Genomic DNA, 23,070 nt, shown 5'->3' on the forward strand with positions numbered 1-23,070 from the left:
GCGTGATGACACATCACTTCAAATCCTGTTGTATGGTCATCACCTGATCACCACGTTTTATTTCGAGTTTGACCTGACCTTCACGTCGAGCCTGTTCCAGTAACTGTGCTTCGGTTTGTCCTTGTGACAGGGTCTGACCATTCAAAGACAAAATCCGGTCTCCCGGTCTTAATCCCAAGCGATTACGCAGTGCAGCCGGTGTCCGTGAAGTGACTTCATAACCACCCTCTGCTGCACTTACCCCCATATTCTGTAAATACTGGTCCTTATTTTCCTGCATCTGCTGGATGGCTCGATTGATTTCACTCTGTGGCGAAGGTTGTTCGGGCATATCACTTTCCGTATGTGTCGGAGGCATCGAATTTGAAGATGCTGCTGAGGTATCCGGCACGATTGGCTGGTTTAAACCATTTTCCAACCCTTTAAACAGGATTTCTTGGGTAGCACCGCTTGATTTACGCAAAATCACCCGGTCCCAATACACTTCAGCCAGCGTAAAACCGCTATTCCCTAATACTTCTCCGACCCGATAACGGTCAGACTGGTCATTAATTTTCAAGACTGCTGAAGAGTTATAGCTTGGGCTCGCTACCACAACCCCCTGCAAGACAATATTGGCAGTTTCAGCAGTATTCGTTGCGTAAGTATTTTCCTGAAATAGTGAAAAGGCACTAATGTTCGGCACTTGAGCCTGTTGTGACCCCAGTTCTACCTGATCAATCTGCATCGCTTGTGGTGGAGCCACCAGAAGCCAGAATAAAGCAGCCAATTTCCAGCATAAATACAGAATCAGCAGAAACAGTAAAATTGGAGCGATACGCTCTGTCTGTTTCAAATCAATATTTTTAAAATAATCAAGTGGGCTTGCCATCAGTTGAAGCCCCCCATTAAAGGCTGACGGGTACTAATCACATAAGTATCCAGTCCAGCTTTACCGGTATAAGAAGGGGTATTGAGTAAAAAGCGCTGTGTCAGTTGAATATCCAGCATCAGGCTTGGATCCAGTTTAATACTCAACATACGTTGATCGCGATTGTCGCGCACGTCCAGCAGCAACTGACCATTCTCATCGGATAGCTGACCACTCAGAACTGGCACATTCATACGCTCCTGACGCTGGGCAAACGTGTAAATGAGCTCACCACCGCTCCACTGCATCTGGCCATCTACATGGCTAAAGCCTTGCTCTTTTTTATATTTAAAATCAAGTTCTTTAAACTGAATCGGGTTGGTTGGCCATTGCCAGTCAGCTATCTTCTTTAAAGTTTCAGGTGCAAGTTGTCCCTCAAGATTTTTGACGGTTAAAGTTTTATTCAGACCATAGCCCATCACACCCGAAAACTGGGTATTACCGCTATGCAGATCAATATTCGCCCCTAATCTCAGCAACAACAGGTCCAAAGGACGAACCTGCCAGTTCAGACTTCCCTGAAGATTACCTTTTTTCCAGTCCGCACTTCCCTGCCAGATATTCCCGCTAACATTATGTAAGACCTGATTATTCTTATAAAATTTTGAAATTAACCAAGCTGCAGGAACTTGCAGAATTACAAAGACAAAAAAGGCTAGAATTGCAAATATCAACCATTTTAATGTTTTCGGCTTATTGCTCATCCCGCCACGACCAACCTATCCAATCGAAACCCCTAAATTTATAGTTTTGTCATTTTATAATCACATTATGCACACTTTTTCTCTGACGCCAATTCATAGGCATAAAAAAACCAAGCAGGATGTGCTTGGCTGATCAATCACAGGCCGTTTGTAAATAACCTGATGATGAATAATAAGGCAGAAGGATTAGATTACAAAATCTTCCAGTTTTGCGCCCTTCTCTAATTCAGCAACTAACCAGCGTGGCTGTTTACCGCGACCAGTCCAGGTGTCTTCCGGATTGCTTTTACTGCGATAACGTGGCTCTACAGACTTACGTGCAGTTTTTTTACGTTTAGAAGCACCAAATTCAAGAAGCTGTTCAATCGTTAAGCCTACCTTATCGGCAATCTCCAATACCTGATGATAAGCATCTTCAATTTCCTGATCTTTTTTCAAAGCAATTAAAGACTCAGCTTCTGCTTGTAAACGTTTTAACTCTTCAACTGATAAATTTGTAATGTCTGGCATCATGTTCTCCAATAAATAGCATTATTTCTTTTAATAAATAACGGACCCATCATATTTATATTAAGTGTAATATTCAATATAAAATTTTAAATGTATAACAATAAACTTAAAGGTCATTACAAAATTAATCATTAAATTAGAGATGAAACACTAATATTAAATGGCATGTTGTACAGTTAATTCCAGCGATTTTATTTTTTCTCGAATATTTTCAGGTATTTCAGTTTTCTGCATATTTTTATTTAAACATACAATTACTGCTTCTGAAGTAGCCACGATACTTTGCTGCTGTTCACTCCATAATAAATAATGCATTCTGACTGCACTATTCCGAATTTCATCAATTCGTGCCGCCACTTTTAATTGATCTGGGTAAACTACAGGTTTTAAATAACGGCATTGATTCGAAGCCACCACTGTTAAAATATCTTCATCAAAAATATTTAATTTACCCAAATAAGCCAAACGGGCACTTTCTATATAACGGTAATACGTGGCATTATTAACATGCCCAAACGCATCCATGTCTCCCCATGCAACAGTTTGCGAATAAATCACCGGATATTGTTGTAATTCTGACATTATTTCCTCAAATTCTGATTTCGATAAAATTAACATTCGATTCAAATACGGCATTTAACTGCTGTATTAAATCCTCTCTTCCCTGCAATACAGATTTAATTCTCAAATAGCTCATGCGGATGTCATCTGGATAGAGATCCAGCAATTGCTGAGCTTCTTCTACCCGGCCAGTTGCCTGCAGAATATGCCATTTGGCAAAACTTAATATAGGCAGTGCAGTATATTTTGCACCCCAAACTGAGATCTGCTGCTCAATATCTGCATAATCTGGAAACTGCTTTAATAACTGCTGCTGGAACCATAAATAAAATACATCCTGATTAAATTGGAGTTCCAGTAAATGTTTAGCAAGGCTTTCATGCTCAACACTCATTTCCGGTATTCTAAATAACAGTTTCAACCATAATAGCTTGACTTCATAGTCACGGTTAAATATGTCCTGTTTTAAATCCAGATAACGTTGTTTTAAATATTCTAAATCATCTTCAGTGGCCTGGTCATAAGCTATTAATAATTGCTGCAGCCATATTTTTTTTACTTCTTGGTCTAAATGTCCATATTTGGTTGAACGTAAATATAACCAGGGAAACTGTAAGGCAAATTGCCCCCATAAAGCATTTAAACGCTGCTCATAAGCGGTTTTGACTCGTCTTAACCAAGGGGATAACTCATGCTGATTTAAAAATTCTAAATGCGTTAATGCCTGCTGACCATCCTGCTGCGATAAATAGATTTCAATTCGCTGTAATTCTGCCAGTTCAAATGCCATAGGATTGGACTGATTTAAACTACTCAATGCTTCGCTATATTGTTGCTGTCCCCAAGATAATCGGGCATCAATAATATGCTTGAGCAATCCCGACTGATTAAAAGACTGCTGGATAAAATCCCGTTGATCCTGTGCAGCATTTAATAACCAAACCACAGCTAACTGCTCATAAGGATGCAGGCGTGCAAAGCTGAATACCGTTTCATGTTTACGCCGTTTAAAGCTGAGATAACGTTTGGTCGCATACCACAGCATATGCATCAGGAAGCTGATTGCGATGAGTAGGCCCACCAGAAACCAGAAAGTGGTCTGGATCTGTAGTTCGCGCCAGTACAAATACACATAGCCCGCACCATAACCATAGCTCAGTACACTCAAGATCGCTAAGCCCAACAAACCAACCAGTAAATAAGCAAGTAAAATCTGTTTCATAAGCAATTAACCGATCAGGGTACGCGTATTGAGCTGAGGAGTAGGCGTCTGAGGTGCTGCCTTAATTTGCTCCAGTCGTTGAATCCATTGTTTGCTTTGCACATCTGGAAGTTGAGCCAATACCTCGATCACACTTTTCAGGGCTTGCTGGAAAGCTACCTGTTGTCCTTGTTGCACACTATTTTCTGCAATCAGTAAACGCAGCTGAGCTTCTTTTAAGACCAGATTACGCTGCATTAAGACTGCACTCGGCTTCTCGACTGATTCAATCTGAATCCAGCGCTGCCAGAATGAGCTTTGGGATGTAGCGCGGTGCTGATGCTGCACCTGGATTTCCTTTTCCATCTCAACATCAATCTGTTGCAGTAATTCTTTTAATTTATTCTGTTGTACTAAACGATTGTTGATGAACTGCTTAAGGACTTCTCGATCCTTGTCAATCGCCTGATTCAGGCTACCCAGAAGAGCAGGTGCCAGTTCTAGATGTTCAAGCTGATTGGATAATTGATTCAACTTTTCCATAGCCATTGCATATTGTTGCTGCTGCAAGGCAAACTCAACCAGATCCAGATATTGCTCGACCAAAGGCAGATCATCCTGCAAATCAGCTACAGGAGTATCCTGAACTGTCCCCTTGTTCGGTGTTTCAGGGTTTGCTGCTTGGCTCGTAGCAACCTGACGTTTTAAAGCCACTAGCTGATCATTCAGATTGGTATTCTGCTGTTGCAGCTGCTTAAAATTCTGGGTCAATTCAGTCTGTGCTGAATTCAAACCAAACAGGTCATAGCTCAGCTTGGCAATCCACGCCAAGCTCAAGATGAAAAAAACAATGAATAATTTTTTCATGCGTTTCCTAGTACATCAGTAGCTGCTGCAAAATCGTCGATCCGCTTAAGTCCTCTAACTGAGCGAATTGAAAACCAGCCTGATGTTGCTGTTGATATTCCCCAAGCATGGCAGCCAAACGTGGCCCTAAAACCAAATACAATGCCCGATTAATGAGATGCGGATACGGCTGCATCAAGGCTAGCCAGTTAAGCCAGCTCGCTTCACTGCTGACCAAGACTGCATAACAAGGATTAGCTTCAAGACTCGTCAAATGTTTAGCTAATATCTTAGAAGCAACTGGCGGACACTGACGATCATATAAAATGAAATTCAATATATGAATTTGCTGATCCTTTAAATGCTGCATCATAAACTGACGCCCACCCTCACCTCGCCAAAAAGCGACGGTTGATCCGGTAGCTAACTGCTGCAGTACAGGCAATTGCAGCATCCCTTCCGAAGTCTCCACATCAGGCACATAACTCTGGATACCGTAGCTTGCTAAAGCCTGCTCGGTAGCTTTACCTACAGCGACCCACTGGATACTTCCAAGATCATGCAATGATAGACCTGCCTGCTGCAAATATTGCATGCCAATCTGGGCAGCGTTCGGACTCACGACGACAATCAGTTTTGCTTGGGGTAGCCGCCTAAACAAACTGGCCAGCTCATCCTTATAAGGCTGCTGTACCAGTTCTAGCAAGGGCAACTCTATCACCGGAATCTGCGCTGTCTGTAGGGCTTGCGTTAAATTTGCAGCACGATCACTCGGACGGGTATTAATGAACAACATTATTTTGAATAAAGGGCTTTCAATAACTCGCCTGCGCCCTGATCTAGCAAAGCTTTGGCCAGCTGCACGCCCAATTGCTCTGCATCTGCCATGTTTCCGCTTTGCTGTGCACGTAGCAAAGTTGCGCCATCTACACTACCGACCCGGCCTTCAATCGAAATGACACCTTCGTTTAAAGTGGCATAGCCTGCGATTGGCACCTGACAGCCACCTTCCAGATAGGCATTAAAGGCACGTTCGGCACGGACACACGCATCAGTTTCTGCATGTAATAGAGGCTGGATTAAATCTAATACCGCTTGATCTCCACTCCGGCATTCCAGGCCCAATGCACCCTGTCCTACTGCGGGTAAACTTACTTCAGGCACAATACTATGACGAATACGATCTGCAAGGCCCAAGCGTTTTAAACCGGCACTGGCTAAAATAATTGCATCATACTGACCTGCATCCAGTTTGGATAAGCGTGTACCGACATTACCGCGTAAATCGATAATCTCAAGGTCCGGACGCTGTTTTAAAATCTGCGTTTTACGGCGCAAGCTCGAAGTTCCGACTTTGGCACCTTGAGGCAATTCGTCGAAACTGGCATAAGTATTTGAGACAAAAGCATCCAGTGGATCTTCACGTTCACAGATAACTGCCAAAGATAAGCCTTCAGGCAAGGCCATCGGGACATCTTTCATTGAATGGACTGCCAGATCGGCACGGCCATCTAGTAAGGCTGCTTCTAATTCTTTTACAAATAAGCCCTTACCGCCAATTTTAGCCAATGGCGTATCAAGAATTTTATCGCCCTGTGTAACAAAAGTGACTAACTCGACCTGAAGTCCAGCATGCAGGTCCTGTAAGCGTGCACGGATATGTTCCGCCTGCCAGAGCGCAAGTGGACTTTGTCGAGTAGCAATTTTTAGGGTCTTCATAAATTTCAATAAACAGTCAATGAGAATAATAGTCTAAACTTAACCTGCTCACTTGAAAATGCAAGCGAATTTATGCATGTTTCAATGCTGTTCCAGACGAACTCATTGATCCGTTTAGAGTTTCTGAATCCGTTCCCGCAAGAATGGCAAATGACGCCGACTGACCGCCAGACGCTCTTCCAGTTCACGACAACGCACCTGATACTGGCCGGAACTTACCACTTCCAAGCCTTCCAGATAGTGAACCGAAACCAGTGCATTACGGTGAATCCTGATGAACTGATGTCCAAACTCCTGTTCCAACTCCTTCAGGGTTTCATCAATCAGGACACTGCCGTTTTTATGGCGTACAGTCACATATTTTTGATCCGCCAGAAAATAATAGATATTTTCAACTGGCACCAATTCGACCCCGCGATAGGTCTTTGCCGCAATTTGATGGCGGCTGATATTGATTTCTTCCATATTTTCTTTTTGTTTTAGTTGGCTCATTTGAGCTTGGGTAAGTTTAATTAAATGCTCTAAAACCTGTGCCAATTCCTGTTGCATCACCGGTTTAAGCAGGTAGCCGTCTGCATTAGACTTGAATGCATCCAGCGCGTGTTGGTCATAGGCCGTACAAAAGACAATAGCCGGCATTGGGTCGAGCTGACGCAAATGCTGCGCACAGGTCAAACCATCCATTTCAGGCATTTGAATATCTAATAAGATGACATCAGGTTCATGCTGATGAGCCAGATCAATTGCTTGACGACCATGTGTAGCTGTTGCAACCACATCATGCCCCAGTTGAGAGACTAAACGTGATAGTCGCTCGACAGCCAAAGGCTCATCGTCACAAATCAGGACGTCCATTTCTCCTCCTTAATCCAGTCAACATTATTCATTTGATTATAAGTTAACTGTGATTTCCTTGATTTATTTTTATTTATAGCGATATTGCACAACCGTGGTAAACACCCCTCCACCGGCGAAAGTCTGAAACGTCATCGTAGGTCCGTAATAAGCTTCCAGACGCTGTCTGACATTTTCAATTGCAATACCATGTCCCTTTTTTAATGTTTTATTATCCTGCGTATAAGGGTTTGTTATGATGATATTAATTTGATTTTGCAAGATTTCAATCAATATGCTTATGGTACTCTTTGTCAAAATTTTTTCAACTCCATGGAAAATACTATTTTCCACTAGGGGTTGTAAAGTCAATAATGGAATTTGGACTTGTGAGTATAAGTCTTTGTTTTCTAATTTCCATTCGACCTGTAAACGCTCTCCCAGACGAATCTGTTCAATCTCCAGATAGCGCTGGCAGAGTTCAATTTCTTCCTGCAATTTGACCAGTTTCAATTCCTGAAAACTGGCCCGAAATAAACGGGACAAATTCAGCAACATTTGTTCGGCTTTGTCCGGGTCGATACTGATCAGGCTGATTACACTATTGAGACTATTAAACAGAAAATGCGGATGAATCCTAGCCTGCATGGCCTGAATCCGTGCATTTAATTCACTGTGCTGCTGCTGCGCCCATTGTTCACGCAAATACAAATAGCGAAAACAGAACATACCTAACAGGATACCAAAACTCAGATGTAGGCCGACCTGTTCCAGTGCGATTGCCAGACTCAGTCCCTGAAAATTCAAATTACTGCCAAAATAAGTCAGTACATTCAGACTGGTCGTAGTTACCAAAACAATCGCCTGCAACAGCAGAAATCCGCAGATTAATGCCAGCTTAATCCCCATGCGCTGAAAATGCTGATGAAAAAGCTCGATTAGCGCTGCAAAACATAACAGTATCCAGTTGATATACAGCATATATTGAAGCAGATCTGCCAGATTGAGCGCTTGCCAGGATTGTGCTTTTGCCAAGGCCAAGACCATGGCCAGCACATTGCCGCCAATAAACATTTCCAGTAAATAGTGCAGCTTGCCAATCTGGCTAAAAAAATAGGAGCTTTGCGCTGATCCAGTCGGAGATGTAAAAGATTGATCGACTTGGACTTCGGCAACGGGCTTTGAATTTGTTATACTCTTTTTCGTTCTACTGCTTTTAATCTGATTGAGCCGACATGACCACATCTTCTAATTCCTCAAATCCATCACAAGCCCAGACTTCGGGTATGTGGGGCGGTCGTTTCTCTGAAGCGACTGATGCTTTTGTTGCTGAATTTACAGCATCTGTTCAATTTGACCAACGTTTTTATAAACAAGACATTGCAGGCTCGATTGCACATGCAACTATGCTGGCAAAAGTTGGCGTACTGACCGAACAGGAACGTGATGACATTATCGAAGGTCTGACTGCCATTAAAGCAGATATTGAAGCAGGTAACTTCGAATGGCGCATTGACCTTGAAGATGTGCATATGAACATTGAGTCGCGCCTGACTCAGCGTATCGGCATTACCGGTAAAAAATTGCATACGGGCCGTAGCCGTAATGACCAGGTTGCCACAGATATCCGCCTGTATGTACGTGATGAAATCGATGCGATCCTGGAATTACTGAAAAAATTGCAAAAAGGCATCCTGGGTCTGGCAGCGAAAAATACCAATACCATCATGCCAGGTTTTACCCATCTGCAAACTGCACAGCCAGTGACTTTTGGTCATCACTTAATGGCTTGGTTTGAAATGCTGGTACGTGACTCTGAGCGTCTGATTGATTGCCGTAAACGTGTTAACCGTATGCCACTCGGTTCTGCTGCTCTGGCAGGTACGACTTACCCAATTGACCGTGCTTATACCGCTGAGCTTCTAGGTTTTGAAGCTGTAGCTGAAAACTCTTTAGATGCCGTTTCTGACCGTGATTTTGGTATCGAATTCAATGCTGCGGCATCTTTAATTATGATGCACCTATCACGTATGTCTGAAGAAATGATCCTGTGGACATCGGCTCAGTTCAAGTTCGTAAATATTCCAGACCGTTTCTGCACTGGTTCTTCGATCATGCCACAGAAGAAAAACCCGGATGTACCTGAACTGATCCGTGGTAAAACCGGCCGTGTATATGGTGATCTGATGAGCCTATTGACCTTAATGAAAGGTCAACCACTTGCTTATAACAAAGATAACCAGGAAGATAAAGAGCCATTATTTGACGCGATTGATACCGTTCGTGGTTCATTGGTGGCATTCGCTGACATGATTCCTGCATTGGTTCCAAATATTGAAATCATGCGTGAAGCTGCACTTCGCGGTTTCTCAACGGCGACTGACCTGGCAGATTATCTGGTAAAAAATGGCGTGGCTTTCCGTGATGCTCATGAAATTGTGGGTAAAGCGGTAGCTCTAGGCGTACAGGAAGGTAAAGATCTGTCTGAACTAACACTTGAGCAACTGCAACAGTTCTCTGATCTGATTCAGGCAGATGTATTTGAAAAAGCCCTGACTTTAGAAGCATCTGTGAATGCACGTAATCACATTGGTGGTACTGCACCTGCACAGGTTGAAGCTGCGATCGAACGTGCGCATGCTCGCCTAGAGAAACTTTACGCTTAATTGCTTTCGCTTTAAATTGGAGTATTGATATGTCTCGACAAGTTTTTTGCCGTAAGTATCAACAAGAAATGGAAGGTTTAGACTTTGCACCATTCCCGGGTGCAAAGGGTCAGGAACTGTTTGATACGATATCTAAACAGGCTTGGCAAGAATGGCTGAAACACCAGACCACGCTGATCAATGAAAAGCGTTTAAACGTGTTTGAACCGGATGCGAAAAAGTTCCTTGAAGAGCAACGCGAGAAGTTCTTTAACAATGATGAATCATTGGAAAAAGCTGAAGGGCTAAAGCCTGAGTAAAAAACAAAGCACTGCTTTTCTTTTTTACGCAAGACAAGGACAAAGTCCGCGTAGGCAAGCATTTAAAAAGAGTCTCTTTTAAGGCTCTTTTTTTATTGGAAAGAGTACTGCTCTAAAAATTACGCAAGACAAGCAGCTATGAGTTCATAGAATAAAAAACTCCTTACATGGAAATTTTTTTATCTAAGCTCAAGCTTTTCTTTTACGTAAATTAAGCGAAAGGTATCACTTCGAATGCCATAAAAAAAGTAACCTATAAAAAGAATTCCCTTTTTAATTTGAAAATTATTTCTTCACCAGAACATGAGTTAAATACCTGGCAAGAGACTCCTCGAGTATTCTTTTTCTATAGATATTCTATTTCTCTTAAAAGCACTCTAAAAACTATTCTAACTTTCATGAAATCGAAAATTATTGAGCTAAAAAACAGGCTTAAAACCTGTCATTTTCCTACCGTGTTTTTTAAATTTAAGCAGCTATTATCTTACTGAAAAGCAATCAGATTTGTATCAAAATAATCAATTGTAAATTCTGTATACATTGCTCTCACAAAACACAACATTCAGCTACAAGAAACCACATGATTTTGTGTAAGGCACTCCCTATAATGACTAGCAAGAAGATGAGATATCTTTGAATAACTATAATAATAACTGAGAAATACCCCCGATTTCATCCCAGTTCTTCCCCCAAAGGCTGGGTATTTTTTTGCCTGTTATTTTTATATTCTCTATTTTTAGCTATAAAAAAAGCCCCTTTTAAGGAGCTTTTATTGATTAAGGCTGTTTCAGATATGGCCAAGCTGCTTTTAGGTAAATAAACATCGACCATAAGGTCAGTACCACAGCTGTATATAGCAACGCATAAGCCAGCATTTCTAGCGGTGGCCAGTTCAGCAGAAATACTGTAATCGCAATCATCTGAAACGCGGTTTTGTATTTACCCACTGTAGACACCGCCACACTGGTACGCGCACCAAGTTCAGCCATCCATTCACGTAAAGCTGAAACTGTAATTTCCCGTGAAATAATCACAATGGCTGCAAAAGCCATAGAAACTGAAGGTTGCCATTGTACCAATACAATGAGTGCAGCAGCGACCATCAACTTGTCTGCAACCGGATCTAAAAAGCGACCAAAAGCAGACGTCTGATTCAGAGTACGCGCTAGATAACCATCAAACCAGTCAGTGACTGCAGCCACTACAAAAATTGTCGTTAAGATAATATGCCGAGTCACATCAGGACTGGTTTCATTAAATCCCATTGCCGGTGGCCAATATGCGACCAATAAAAAAACCGGAATCAGGATAATACGAGCCAAGGTCAAGATATTTGGAATATTCAGGATACGACCTGTAGTCATAGACACCGCCAATTGTTCCCCTCATGTACGATGAAAATGCACACTTTTTTCGAGGTTTAATCCATCATTAATACGCTTCACTTTATACGAATTGACTTGAAGTGTCACTAGGCAAACACCGTCACTGTCTGTCTGGCCATCGCAATCAGCCGATTTTCTGCATCCCACAGATAGGCATGTTCTGTTGAATAACCATCAGCCGCATGGTCGGTAATCACTTTATATTTAAACCAATCATGTAGCTGATGCTGCACTGGATGCACATAGGTTACAGTCCAGGTCAGGCTGCTCGCCGGGGCCAGTGTCTGAAACATCGGTAACACCCCAGGTGGCCAGATATCAAAAATGGCCATCAGGTCAGCTAACTGAAATTCACGGTCAGAATGTTGATCTGGATGGAAGCGGCACCAGCCTTCAAAATCAGGACGTACACTTGAACTGCACGGCAGATTCAAATCCGCCCATCTGAGTTCAAAATGATCAAAACACTTTGGAAGCTTGAACTGTGCAGGAATCTGGAACAGGATTTCAGGAGGAGCATAATCCGGAGCCTGGATTTCCTGATGTACCTGAATGCTAGAATCGCGCGCTACGCCGAAACTGGCAATCAGAATGCTTTGAACAGCGTCATCCTGCCATAGACGCACTTCGATGGTAGTGACCGATTTGCCTTCACGCAGAATTTCCTCAGTCAGGCGTGCTTTGCCTTCCTGTACCGGGCCAACAAAAGTCACACTGGTACTCAGCAGACGTTTAGCAGGATCATTGATTGTTACCACGGCTTTTTGCATCATGACTGCAGCCGCAAGTCCGCCGTAGATGGTTCTCCCTTGCTCCCAGCCTGTCGGCATTTCAATCCATTCTTGCTGCGCAATTTGTGCGTACAGTGCTTGCAACGACATATCGATCCTTCAACTTTGTCTGATGAACCGATATATTGCTGGAAAAATCTATGAATAGAAATGACCTTTGACTCGAAGGTCAATGTGCATTTTTGCACTTGTAATTGATATAAAACGATTACTCATGCAGAACTTTATAAATCATCCGGGCCATCACAGAACCCAGACCTGGTACGAGTTGCAGGTCTTTTTCTGAAGCTTTAAGCACGCCCTGAATCCCGCCAAAATGGGTCAATAAATCACGACGGCGCTTCGGCCCCAGTCCCGGAATCACCTCCAATACCGATGAGCCACGTTTTTTATCGCGTTTGGCCCGATGCCGGGTAATAGCAAAACGGTGGGCTTCATCACGTACCTGCTGGATTAGATGCAGGGCCTTATGATCTTCTGGAAGCTGAATCTTGCTGCCATCGGTAAAATGCAGAGTTTCCAAACCTGGCTTACGCCCTTCACCTTTAGACACACCAACCATAAAGGCATCCAGTCCAAGTTCCTGCATGACTTCCATCGCCATATGCAACTGCCCTTTACCACCATCAATCAGCAGCAAATCTGGCAGCATGGCTTTTTTATAACGACGGGTTAAGGCCTGACGCATCGCGGCATAGTCATCACCTGCCTGAATATCATTGATAGAAAACTGACGATAATCGCGTTTGCGCGCGCCTCCACTATCAAAGACTACGCAAGAAGCAACCGTATCTTCACCCATGGTATGCGAGATATCGAAACACTCAATCCGATCTACCGGCCGTCCCACCACCTCTTCTAACTGATGGAAACGTTCATTCAATTCAAAGTGATTAGCCAGCTTGCCCTGAATGGCATGCTGCACATTCATCTGTGCCAGTTCCAGCCATTCGGCACGGGTTTCCCGGACTTTGGACTTGATCTGAATCTTCTTATTAAAATGTTGAGAAAGTGCGGCTTCAAGTTCCTTCCGATCTGGCATTTCAATATTCACGATCAGTTCAGATGGAATTTCATCAGCAACCTGAAAATAGAAATTGGCAATAAAATCCGAGAGCATTTGCCCCAGATCATCACTCAGCATATCCGGAAAATAGCCTTTACCGCCGAGCATCTTGCCATTACGCACATGCATGATCTGCACACAAGTCACCCCTGCCTGATAGGCAATCGCCAGAATATCTGCCTCACCTTTGACTTTATAAATCGCTTGCTGGGCCTGTACATCACGCAGTAACGCCATCCGGTCACGATAAAATACCGCTTTTTCAAATTCCAGATTTTCTGCGGCTGCTTCCATCTTGGCAATCAGTTCCTGATTCAGCTCTTTAGTATCGCCTTGCAGGAAGCGAATCGAGTTATTAACATCTTCCTGATAATCCTCAGGTGAAATCAGGCCGACACAAGGGCCGGAACAGCGCTTGATCTGATATTGCAAACAAGGTCGAGTACGATTGGCAAAGAAACCATTCTCACAGGAACGTACATTGAATAATTTTTGCAGAATAACCAAAGTATCGCGAGCATTGTAAGCACTCGGATAAGGTCCAAAAAACTTGCCGACCTGATGTTTGCCCTTGCCGCGACCGCTGGCAATCCGCGGATAAGGCTTGTCTGCAGAAACAAAAATATAGACATAGGATTTGTCATCACGCAGCATGATGTTATACGGCGGACGATGCAGCTTGATCAGGTTTTGCTCTAAGAGTAAAGCTTCAGTTTCTGAACGCACCACCAAAGTTTGAATGTCATAAATCCGTGCCACCAAAGCTTGAGTCTTGGGATGATCAAGGGTTTTGACAAAATAACTGGACACCCGATTTTTCAGGTTTTTGGCTTTTCCCACATATAAGAGTTCGCCATCTTTGCCATACATCCGGTAGACCCCGGGTAAGGTGGTCATATTGGCCAAGATTTTTTCAATATGAGGGCGTGCGTTCTCGTTCACCTAAAACCTATTTTTCACCTGCAATATGCAGATATATGTGATGTTTAATGTGTCATTTTCAAGCGATGACACAAAATTCATCCGAACTGTCATCCAAAGTGAAACAGGTTATGCCCAGACCGCCGTATTTATAAGCAACCCAATATGGTGTGATTGCTAAAAGCTATAAGTCGCCTGAACTAACTATGCTATGCTCGACAGGTTCAATCTCGAGATGATCCAAGATGACAAGTTCCCAATCCGGTATTCATGTTGTGCAACCTGCCACCTCTAGCCATAGCCAGTCTGAGCGTGACCGTTTGATTGGGAAACCGCGTTTTCATTTTGAACCTCAGACTGTGATGCAGTTGCTAGGGAACGGATCATCGGTCAGGATGCCGCCTTAAATGAAATTGAAAAAATGCTGCATGTGGTCAAGGCTGACTTTTCCAGTCCAGAACGTCCGCTTTCGGTTACCTTAATGCTTGGCCCGACCGGTGTCGGCAAGACTGAGACGGTACGCCTGATTGCCGAAGCGATTTATGGCCGTCCAGATGCTTTCTGCCGGATTGATATGAATACTTTAGCGCAGGAACATTATGCAGCTGCCCTGACCGGCGCGCCTCCGGGTTATGTGGGCTCTAAAGAAGGCCATAGCCTGTTTGATGAAACCGCTATTGCCGGAAGCCATACCCGCCCCGGCATCATGCTATTTGATGAACTGGAAAAAGCCAGTACTGAAGTAATTCGTGGCCTGATGAATGTACTGGATACCGGCCGACTGACGTTGACTGCTGGTACCAAAACCATCGATTTTCGTAACTGCATGATTTTTATGACCAGTAATGTCGGTGCACAGGCCGCGCAACAATATCTGGAAAAACTCAGCTATCTGCCGCAGAAAATGCAGCAATTGTGTCTAAAAAAAGTACCGACCCAGCAGATCATTGAAAAAGTCATGCAGCGCAAGTTTGATCCAGAGTTCCTGAACCGGATTGACCGTACCTTGCACTATCAGGCCATCCAAAATGATGTCCTGCCACGACTGGTTGAGATTGAGCTGGATAAATTAAATCAACGTCTACAACACCAGAAACGACAGATTCACCTCACTGATGCAGCCAAGGCTCATTTTTATCAAGGCCATGACATCCGTTATGGAGCCCGTCATCTGGGCCGAAAAATACGGACTGAACTGGAACCAATCTTAGCGATTTATTTCCTGAACCATCCAGAACAACTGCAACTCCATCTGGACTGCATTAATGGTCAATTGCTAGTTCAGCCTCAATCATCCAATTCCAATTAAACTGTTTGATGCGCTCGAATCGCCTGAATCAATGCATCCGGGTCTTTAGGTGAAATCAGGACATATTTTTGCCGATCTGCCAATGTATAGCTGACTTTTAAACGCTTGAAAGACAAAGCAGGTGCAATTTCTGAGTGATCTGTAGGCTGGATATTTTGAATCGAACCAAGTGGAATTTGCCAGCTCAGCCATAGGCTTTTAATGGTCAATTGCCCATCTTGGACGATATAACGGGTACTCCAAACCGGCCACCAGACCAAGATGATTGTGAGTATATAAACTGCGGTATGTACCGGATATTGAGCCATCGTCCCTTTGGCCTGCATGGTCAGTAGTAATTGCAATAACAAACCGCTCATACAAATCAAGAATGCCAGCAGCCACCAGTCTTTTTTGGAACGAAATACACGCATCATCTTCCCCCTATTTTGTTTTATCTTACACAAAATCAGAATGATGTGGTGAATCTCTATAAGTAATAAAAAACGCCCTGAGGGGCGTTCTATATTTTGTTTTGCAGCTTAGGCAAACAGATAAGGACGAACAAAGATCAGGAAGAAAATACCTAGCATCAGGAACCATTTCAGGAAATAGTACAGCTGGCGGTTTTGTGCTTTTAAAGCCTTAGCCTTGACACGAAGTTGATAAACATAACCAAAGACCTTGTTTAAGCCACCGGTCTGATCTCCGACTTCATTCGGTGAACTGGCTGCCGTCATTACCTTTTTGCCAAACCAGTGATTAAAGCGTTCCATCCAGCGGGTTTTTAAAGGTCGCTCGACATCTGCAAAGAAAATGATCCGGTTCTGGTCAGTCTTGTTTTCGGCATAGTGGATATAAGTTTCATCAAATACCACGCTCTCGCCGTCGCGCCAGGAATAACGCTGACCATCGACATCGATAAAGCAGCGGTCATCATTCGGGGTCATTAAGCCCAAGTGATAACGCAATGAACCGGCATACGGGTCACGATGACGGACCAGACGGCTGTCAGGTGCCAGCTCGGTAAACATGGCCGCCTTAATCGTTGGCAAGGTTTTGAGCAAGGCGGTAGTTTTTGGGCAGAGTTCTGCTGCAGAGGGATGCGCCGAGTCATACCATTTTAAATAGAAGCGTTTCCAGCCCGTCTTAAAAAATGAGTTAAACCCTAGGTCATCATATTTACTCGAAGCCTTGATCCCACCTTTCTGATAGAGCGCCTGTGCTTCGTCACGAATCATTTCCCAGTTTTCATCCAGCACTTTTAGGTCTTTAAAATGCTGCGTATCGATATAAGGCTGATTCGGTACGCGTGAAAAGGCGTACATCAGAAAATTGATCGGTGCAAACAGGGTCGAATGGTCAAAAAACTGGCGATAAAAAGAATGCCGAACTGTGCCACGTCGCTGAATATATAACGCTGAGATGACAAAGATGGCCAAAATAATCCACTTAAACATATCAATACCCAAAAAGAACGGGGAAAAAATAAAAAAGTCACATCTGAGCCGCATTATAACAAAGCTGCTTTTGCTCTCCCTACCCGCTTGTAGAACACAGCGTTGCATACATTTTCTTACATCCATAGCGGCTGATTTGAATCTCAATTGACTATTTTGACCAAAACACCACACAACAAACATTCCCTATCTGGTCAATTTGCGTTATAAAAACACCGCGACAGCAATAAAAAAGTGAAATTGAAACAATAACTTCATTACACTGCGATAACGGTTCACTGTATTCCTGATATGACAACACCTTGATTGAGCGATAAAAATTGATGACCCTTGCGTCACGGCTTGATACAACTTGTGTTGTTCTTTTTGGATATAGTTATCGTAAGATTAGCGAAGTAAAAAAGTGCGCGGGAAATGCGCGCTTGCTTCACAACATCAACTTAGAAGTCCTCCAAAATAAAGGAGATCAGGGCATGATCCACGCTGGCAATGCCATTACCGTCCAAATGCTTGAGGACGGAATTGCAGAATTCCGCTTTGACTTACAAGGTGAGTCGGTTAACAAATTCAACCGTGCAACGATTGAAGATTTCAAGGCTGCGATTGACGCAGTTTCCGCTGCTGACATTCAGGGTTTAATCGTGACTTCAGGTAAGTCTACATTTATTGTAGGTGCTGACATTACTGAATTCGGCGATAACTTTGCTCAAGGCGAACAGGCAATTGTTGACTGGGCACTACCAGTTCATGAAATTTTTAACAGCTTCGAAGACCTGGACATTCCTAAAGTTGCCGCGATTAACGGTATGGCACTAGGTGGCGGTTTCGAGATGTGCTTAGTCTGTGACTACCGTGTGATGTCAGAACAGGCGCAAGTCGGCCTGCCTGAAATCAAACTTGGTATCTTCCCTGGTTTCGGTGGTACGGTTCGTTTAAGCCGTCTGATCGGTATCGACAATGCAGTTGAATGGATGGCCATGGCTACTCCGAAAAAACCGGCTGCTGCACTGAAAGATGGTGCGGTTGATGCGGTTGTTGCTGCAGACAAACTGAAAGATGCTGCGATTGACCTGGTGAAACAGGCGATTCACGGCCGTTTAGACTGGCAGGCAAAACGCCAGGAAAAACTGGATCCAATCAAGCTGAACATGCTTGAGCAAATGATGGCGTTCAATACGGCGAAAGGTGCGGTTCTTGCAAAAGCAAACCCTGCTCAATACCCAGCGCCTAAACTATTGCTTGATTCTCTTCAGGCAGGTGCAAGCTTACACCGCGATGAAGCGCTTAAAGTTGAAGCTCAAGGCTTTGCGAAAGCTGCGGTAACTCCACAAGCGGGTGCGTTAATCGGTCTGTTCCTGAACGACCAGGTGGTGAAGAAAACTTCTAAGAAATATGAACAAGGTGCACATCCAGTGAACCAGGCTGCCGTTCTAGGCGCAGGAATCATGGGTGGTGGTATTGCTTACCAGGCGGCAAGCAAAGGCACTCCAATCATCATGAAAGACATCGGTAACCAGCAACTTGCACTGGGTATGTCTGAAGCAAACAAACTGCTGACCAAGCAGGTTGAACGCAAGAAGATGAAGCCGGCGCAAATGGGTGAAACCCTTGCCCGCATCCGTCCTACTTTAAGCTATGACGAGTTTAAAGAAGTCGACATCGTGATCGAAGCAGTAACTGAAAACCCGAAAGTGAAAGGCATCGTACTGAAAGAAACTGAATCCAAAGTACGTGAAAACACGATTATTGCGTCTAACACATCTACGATTTCAATCACGCGTCTGGCTGAAAATCTGGAACGTCCTGAAAACTTCGTCGGTATGCACTTCTTTAACCCGGTACACATGATGCCACTGGTAGAAGTGATTCGTGGTGAGAAGACTTCTGCTGAAGCGATTGCAACGACTGTTGTTCTTGCTCAGAAAATGGGTAAAACACCAATCGTGGTCAATGACTGTCCGGGCTTCCTGGTAAACCGCGTACTGTTCCCTTACTTCGGTGCATTTGACCTGTTACTGAAAGATGGTGCTGACTTCCAGCAAATTGACAAAGTGATGGAAAAATTCGGCTGGCCTATGGGTCCTGCTTACCTGATGGACGTGGTTGGTATCGATACTGGCGTTCACGGTGCAGAAGTCATGGCTGAAGGCTTCCCGGATCGTATGAAACCTGATTTCAAAGGTTCAATCCAAGTAATGTACGAAAACAACCGTCTGGGTCAAAAGAATGACGTTGGTTTCTACAAATACGAACTTGACCGTAAAGGCAAAAAAGCCAAAGTGGTTGATCCAACTGCATACGAGCTTGTGGCATCTGTTGCAACTGCTGAAAAACGCGAATTTGATCCTCAAGAGATCATTGACCGTATGATGCTGGCTTTCTGTAACGAAACTGTTCGTTGCCTGGAAGACAACATTGTTGCAACTCCAGCTGAAGCAGATATGGCGATGATCATGGGTGTAGGTTTCCCTCCATTCCGTGGCGGTCCATGCCGTTATATCGACCAGACTGGTGTAGCTGAGTATGTTGCACTTTGCGACAAATACGCGCACTTAGGTAAGGCTTATGAAGCGCCGCAATCATTGCGCGACATGGCTGCTAACAACAAAAAATTCTACGGTTAAGGAGTGACGTGAATGGCTACTTTAAATCCACGTGACGTTGTGATTGTTGATGGCGTACGTACTGCCATGGGCAAATCGAAAAACGGTATGTTCCGCAATGTACGTGCCGACAGCATGTCAGCTGAACTTATCCGTGCGTTGATGGTTCGTAACGAATTTGACCCGAATGAAGTTGAAGATGTGATCTGGGGCTGTGTGAACCAGACTCTGGAACAAGGGATGAACATTGCGCGTAATATCGCATTGTTAGCTGATCTTCCTAAGACTGTTGCAGGTCAAACGGTTAACCGTCTGTGTGGTTCTTCTATGCAGGCAATCCACACTGCGGCTGCACAGATCGCGACTAACCAGGGTGATATCTTCATCATCGGTGGTGTAGAGCATATGGGCCACGTAGGCATGATGCACGGCATCGACCTGAACCCTGCTGCATCTAAGCACTATGCAAAAGCATCAAATATGATGGGCCTGACTGCTGAAATGCTGGGTCGCATGAACGGCATTACTCGTGAAGAACAGGATGCGTTTGGTGTAGAATCTCACCGCCGTGCCTGGGCTGCGACTGAAAATGGTATGTTCCAGAATGAAATCGTAGGCATTGAAGGTCATAATGCTGACGGTTACAAAGTTCTGTGCGATATCGATGAAGTGATCCGTCCGGATGCGAACCTTGAATCGTTCAAATCTTTGCGTCCAGTCTTCGATCCGAAAGGCGGTACAGTAACTGCAGCAACTTCTTCAGCCTTGTCTGATGGTGCATCTGCAATGTTGCTAATGTCTGCTGAACGTGCTCAAGCTTTAGGTCTTAAGCCACGTGCTGTAATTCGCTCTATGGCGGTTGCAGGCTGTGATGCTGCGATCATGGGTTATGGTCCGGTTCCGGCAACACAAAAAGCGTTGAAACGCGCTGGCCTGTCAATTGCTGATATTCAAACCTTTGAATTGAACGAAGCATTTGCAGCACAAGGTCTGTCTGTTCTTAAAGGCTTAGGCATTTATGATAAGCAAGACATCGTGAACCATAACGGTGGCGCGATTGCATTGGGTCACCCATTGGGTTGTTCTGGTGCGCGTATCACAACAACATTGTTAAACGTGATGGAACAGCAAGATACACAAATCGGTCTTGCGACGATGTGTATCGGCCTAGGTCAAGGTATTGCAACAGTGATCGAACGTGTTTAATTCTTAAATACTTCGAGATAAAAAACCCCGCTTATTGCGGGGTTTTCTTTAGGTTTTTTGATCAGTAGTTATTGTGCGATACAAATCTTTTATATGCATTTAATATGTGTACAGATTTTCTATTTAATTCTGTTTTTGCTTCTTCTATTGGAAGCCCATCTAATTTTAACAATTTTTTTAAAGGTTCTATTAATCCCTCTATAACACTGTTCAATTCAGCTGAGAACTCAAATTCAAGTTCATAAATACATTCTGTAATCTCTTGATATGGCATAGGGTAAAAAGTTTCCCCAGTACTATTATCAATCATATTTATTTCATTACATAAAAAAAGAAACGACTGCAGAATTTGCTGTTGCAGTTCTGCAGTCATTTCAAGTGGTATTAAATGTGATTCTATTAATTCATTAAGAGTAAGAAGCTTTATGGATGTATTATTCACAAAAATTTAACCAATTAGTTCTTCGATATCAGTACTTTCAAGACGTAGTTCTTCTTCTGAATATACAATATTTTTTTCGCCTTTTTTAATATTAGGCTCAGCTCTGATCCAAGATTTTTCCTTATGAGTAAGATTAACTAACTCAAAAGCTTCTTTTTCCACTAAGTTTTGAATTATAAAATCTAGTCTATCTCTTTGCTCAGTACTCAAATTTAAAATATTGGGGTTAAAATCATCGCGCTCAAAGCGGAAACCATTTTCATCATTAATTAGTCGGACAGAAGTTTCTGGTGTACTAATTCGGTTGAATCCATACGAACGAAAACTATTATAAACACTAGGAACTACCGGCCCATATTGCCACTTTTCGATTTTATCCTCAAAAAGTGGAATACCTTTCTTCAAAAAATCACAATAAATATAATAAAGAATTTTTTGAAGTTTAACGTGAGTAAAACTAGTATTTGGAAATTTCTGATTCACATACCAAATAATATAGTTAGCAAAGTTTAGAGCATTCATGTCATACCTCCACTAAATTACCCATAATTAATTTACGCCGTATTATAGATCTCTTTCATAAATCAAAAAACGATCTTCTTTTTGGTTAATATTTGCACTCCGGATTTCTTGGCATTCGTGCATAATCTGCGGATGAAATACATCGATTCAAACAAGCTTTCTGATCTTCAGTTCAAGCGATACACAGGCATCTCATGGTCAACTTTCTATTTGATGGTTGAGCAATTGCAAAAGCATGTCTCTGCCAAAGGCAGACCGCCCAAGTTAAGCCTGGAGGATCAGGTTCTGCTCTGTCTGAGCTATTGGCGGGAATACCGAACCTTATTTCACGTTGCGACGAGTTACGGGGTTTCAGAGCCTACAGCCTCAAGAATTGTCCGTCATATTGAAGACTGCCTGATTCGGTCCAATCTGTTTAATTTACCCAAAGATTTACCCGAGGGCGAAGGCATCGACTGGAATGTTGTGATCGTGGATGCCACGGAAATTCCAATCCAAAGGCCTAAAAAAACAGAAGAAAAGCTATAGCGGCAAGAAAAAGACGCATACCTTTAAAGTACAGGCCATGATTCACTACAAAACTCAGCAAATTCTGAGTTTATGTACCAGTCGCGGTGCAGTGCATGATTTCGAGTTGTTCAAACGCAATTTAAACCAGATTCCTTCAGGAGCCTTTGTTCTTGCGGATAAAGGCTATCAGGGGATTTATGTGTTGTATCCGAATAGCCTGTTGCCCTTAAAAGCCAAAAGACACTGTAAATTGGATCCTGAATTGAAAATCTATAATCAGGAAATCAATAAAAGAAGAATCGGAATTGAGCATGTATTTGGCAGCCTGAAAACCTTCAAAATCCTTGCTGAGCGTTATCGAAATAGAGGTAAAAGGCTTGGTTTGAGATTCAATTTAATCGCTGGAATCTACAACTTGGAACTGAGCAAAAATGATTTATGAAAGAGGTCTTATCTATGTTTTTATATTTTTATAAAGAGAAAATAACTTTTTCCTTAGTTTCTTTTTAACATGTGCGACCCAGCTTGTCACTCTCATTTTACATCTCCACTATTAATCAAAATTATAAGTAGAAATATATGTTATCCCTTTGTAATTTTAGTTGAATATTCAACCAATAAAATAA

The 23,070-nt window shown here is 43.1% G+C and carries 23 protein-coding genes and 1 pseudogene; 7 read left to right on the top strand and 17 right to left on the bottom strand.

The genetic code is table 11. From position 1 onward, the window contains the following. Nucleotides 1-13: 13 nt before the first annotated feature. The 10 genes from F897_RS01665 to F897_RS01710 form a co-directional block, all read right to left on the bottom strand. Nucleotides 14-871: a type II secretion system protein N gene (locus F897_RS01665; protein ID WP_005232540.1), complete on the bottom strand. Its 858-nt coding sequence runs from the start codon at nt 869-871 to the stop codon at nt 14-16. Continuing rightward, the gene (gspN, locus tag F897_RS01670; RefSeq protein ID WP_005232542.1) at nt 871-1,614 is read right to left on the bottom strand and encodes a type II secretion system protein N; all 744 of its coding nucleotides are present in this window, start codon (nt 1,612-1,614) and stop codon (nt 871-873) included. The genes F897_RS01665 and gspN overlap by 1 nt, the downstream gene beginning before the upstream one ends. Before the next feature lie 186 nt (nt 1,615-1,800). Next, complete coding sequence (locus tag F897_RS01675) at nt 1,801-2,127, bottom strand: H-NS histone family protein (RefSeq protein ID WP_104426706.1); 327 nt, start codon at nt 2,125-2,127, stop codon at nt 1,801-1,803. Nucleotides 2,128-2,280: 153 nt separating this feature from the next. Continuing rightward, the gene (locus F897_RS01680) at nt 2,281-2,706 is read right to left on the bottom strand and encodes an acyl-CoA thioesterase (RefSeq protein ID WP_005232545.1); all 426 of its coding nucleotides are present in this window, start codon (nt 2,704-2,706) and stop codon (nt 2,281-2,283) included. 7 nt (nt 2,707-2,713) lie between these two features. Beyond that, entirely contained in the window at nt 2,714-3,907 is a 1,194-nt protein-coding gene (locus F897_RS01685; protein ID WP_005232547.1) for a hypothetical protein, read from the bottom strand. A gap of 6 nt (nt 3,908-3,913) precedes the next feature. Beyond that, complete coding sequence (locus F897_RS01690) at nt 3,914-4,753, bottom strand: hypothetical protein (RefSeq protein WP_005232548.1); 840 nt, start codon at nt 4,751-4,753, stop codon at nt 3,914-3,916. A 7-nt stretch (nt 4,754-4,760) separates the two neighbouring features. Then, complete coding sequence (locus tag F897_RS01695) at nt 4,761-5,528, bottom strand: uroporphyrinogen-III synthase (RefSeq protein ID WP_005232549.1); 768 nt, start codon at nt 5,526-5,528, stop codon at nt 4,761-4,763. Beyond that, complete coding sequence (hemC, locus tag F897_RS01700; RefSeq protein ID WP_005232550.1) at nt 5,528-6,451, bottom strand: hydroxymethylbilane synthase; 924 nt, start codon at nt 6,449-6,451, stop codon at nt 5,528-5,530. The genes F897_RS01695 and hemC overlap by 1 nt, the downstream gene beginning before the upstream one ends. Before the next feature lie 114 nt (nt 6,452-6,565). Further along, nucleotides 6,566-7,306: a LytR/AlgR family response regulator transcription factor gene (locus F897_RS01705; protein ID WP_005232557.1), complete on the bottom strand. Its 741-nt coding sequence runs from the start codon at nt 7,304-7,306 to the stop codon at nt 6,566-6,568. A 69-nt stretch (nt 7,307-7,375) separates the two neighbouring features. Next, entirely contained in the window at nt 7,376-8,530 is a 1,155-nt protein-coding gene (locus tag F897_RS01710; protein WP_005232560.1) for a sensor histidine kinase, read from the bottom strand. Here F897_RS01710 and argH point away from each other — a divergent pair. Then, nucleotides 8,521-9,951: an argininosuccinate lyase gene (gene argH / locus F897_RS01715; protein ID WP_051069682.1), complete on the top strand. Its 1,431-nt coding sequence runs from the start codon at nt 8,521-8,523 to the stop codon at nt 9,949-9,951. The genes F897_RS01710 and argH overlap by 10 nt on opposite strands. Nucleotides 9,952-9,980: 29 nt before the next feature. After that, complete coding sequence (locus tag F897_RS01720; RefSeq protein ID WP_005232563.1) at nt 9,981-10,250, top strand: oxidative damage protection protein; 270 nt, start codon at nt 9,981-9,983, stop codon at nt 10,248-10,250. 776 nt (nt 10,251-11,026) lie between these two features. Here the strand turns inward: F897_RS01720 and pgsA are convergent. The 3 genes from pgsA to uvrC all read right to left on the bottom strand — a co-directional run bounded on the left by pgsA (nt 11,027) and on the right by uvrC (nt 14,434). Further along, a complete protein-coding gene (gene pgsA, locus F897_RS01725) occupies nt 11,027-11,614 on the bottom strand; it encodes a CDP-diacylglycerol--glycerol-3-phosphate 3-phosphatidyltransferase (RefSeq protein ID WP_034580359.1) in 588 nt (195 codons plus the stop codon). Between the two features lie 107 nt (nt 11,615-11,721). Further along, complete coding sequence (locus F897_RS01730; protein WP_005232567.1) at nt 11,722-12,516, bottom strand: thioesterase family protein; 795 nt, start codon at nt 12,514-12,516, stop codon at nt 11,722-11,724. A gap of 118 nt (nt 12,517-12,634) precedes the next feature. Beyond that, a complete protein-coding gene (uvrC, locus tag F897_RS01735; protein ID WP_005232569.1) occupies nt 12,635-14,434 on the bottom strand; it encodes an excinuclease ABC subunit UvrC in 1,800 nt (599 codons plus the stop codon). 224 nt (nt 14,435-14,658) lie between these two features. Here uvrC and F897_RS01740 point away from each other — a divergent pair. After that, nucleotides 14,659-15,722 (top strand): annotated as a pseudogene (locus F897_RS01740) (AAA family ATPase). On the opposite strand, the gene F897_RS01745 reads toward F897_RS01740, so the two are convergent. Together F897_RS01745 and lpxO are read right to left on the bottom strand one after the other, a co-directional pair. Then, nucleotides 15,719-16,135, bottom strand: coding sequence for a PH domain-containing protein (locus tag F897_RS01745; protein WP_005232573.1), 417 nt, complete (start codon nt 16,133-16,135; stop codon nt 15,719-15,721). The pseudogene F897_RS01740 and the gene F897_RS01745 overlap by 4 nt on opposite strands. A 108-nt stretch (nt 16,136-16,243) precedes the next feature. Next, nucleotides 16,244-17,161 carry a lipid A hydroxylase LpxO gene (lpxO, locus tag F897_RS01750; RefSeq protein WP_034580362.1) on the bottom strand — a complete coding sequence of 306 codons (918 nt, stop codon included), beginning with the start codon at nt 17,159-17,161 and terminating at the stop codon, nt 16,244-16,246. Nucleotides 17,162-17,634: 473 nt separating this feature from the next. On the opposite strand from lpxO, the gene fadB reads away from it, so the two are divergent. Together fadB and fadA are read left to right on the top strand one after the other, a co-directional pair. Next, nucleotides 17,635-19,785: a fatty acid oxidation complex subunit alpha FadB gene (gene fadB, locus F897_RS01755; RefSeq protein WP_005232577.1), complete on the top strand. Its 2,151-nt coding sequence runs from the start codon at nt 17,635-17,637 to the stop codon at nt 19,783-19,785. 12 nt (nt 19,786-19,797) lie between these two features. Next, nucleotides 19,798-20,970, top strand: coding sequence for an acetyl-CoA C-acyltransferase FadA (fadA, locus tag F897_RS01760; protein ID WP_005232579.1), 1,173 nt, complete (start codon nt 19,798-19,800; stop codon nt 20,968-20,970). Between the two features lie 61 nt (nt 20,971-21,031). On the opposite strand, the gene F897_RS01765 is transcribed toward fadA, so the two are convergent. After that, nucleotides 21,032-21,412 (bottom strand): hypothetical protein, encoded by a 381-nt coding sequence (locus F897_RS01765; protein ID WP_158651683.1) that lies wholly within the window; start codon nt 21,410-21,412, stop codon nt 21,032-21,034. A gap of 6 nt (nt 21,413-21,418) precedes the next feature. Continuing rightward, complete coding sequence (locus F897_RS01770; RefSeq protein ID WP_005232581.1) at nt 21,419-21,934, bottom strand: Panacea domain-containing protein; 516 nt, start codon at nt 21,932-21,934, stop codon at nt 21,419-21,421. A gap of 132 nt (nt 21,935-22,066) precedes the next feature. Between F897_RS01770 and F897_RS16840 the strand changes: the two genes are divergently transcribed. Together F897_RS16840 and F897_RS17835 are read left to right on the top strand one after the other, a co-directional pair. Further along, entirely contained in the window at nt 22,067-22,462 is a 396-nt protein-coding gene (locus F897_RS16840; protein ID WP_081400878.1) for a transposase family protein, read from the top strand. Continuing rightward, nucleotides 22,410-22,886 (top strand): IS5/IS1182 family transposase, encoded by a 477-nt coding sequence (locus F897_RS17835; protein WP_005232582.1) that lies wholly within the window; start codon nt 22,410-22,412, stop codon nt 22,884-22,886. The genes F897_RS16840 and F897_RS17835 overlap by 53 nt, the downstream gene beginning before the upstream one ends. Nucleotides 22,887-23,070: the final 184 nt, after the last annotated feature.

The sequence above is a fragment of the Acinetobacter variabilis genome (assembly GCF_000369625.1).
GTDB lineage: Bacteria > Pseudomonadota > Gammaproteobacteria > Pseudomonadales > Moraxellaceae > Acinetobacter > Acinetobacter variabilis.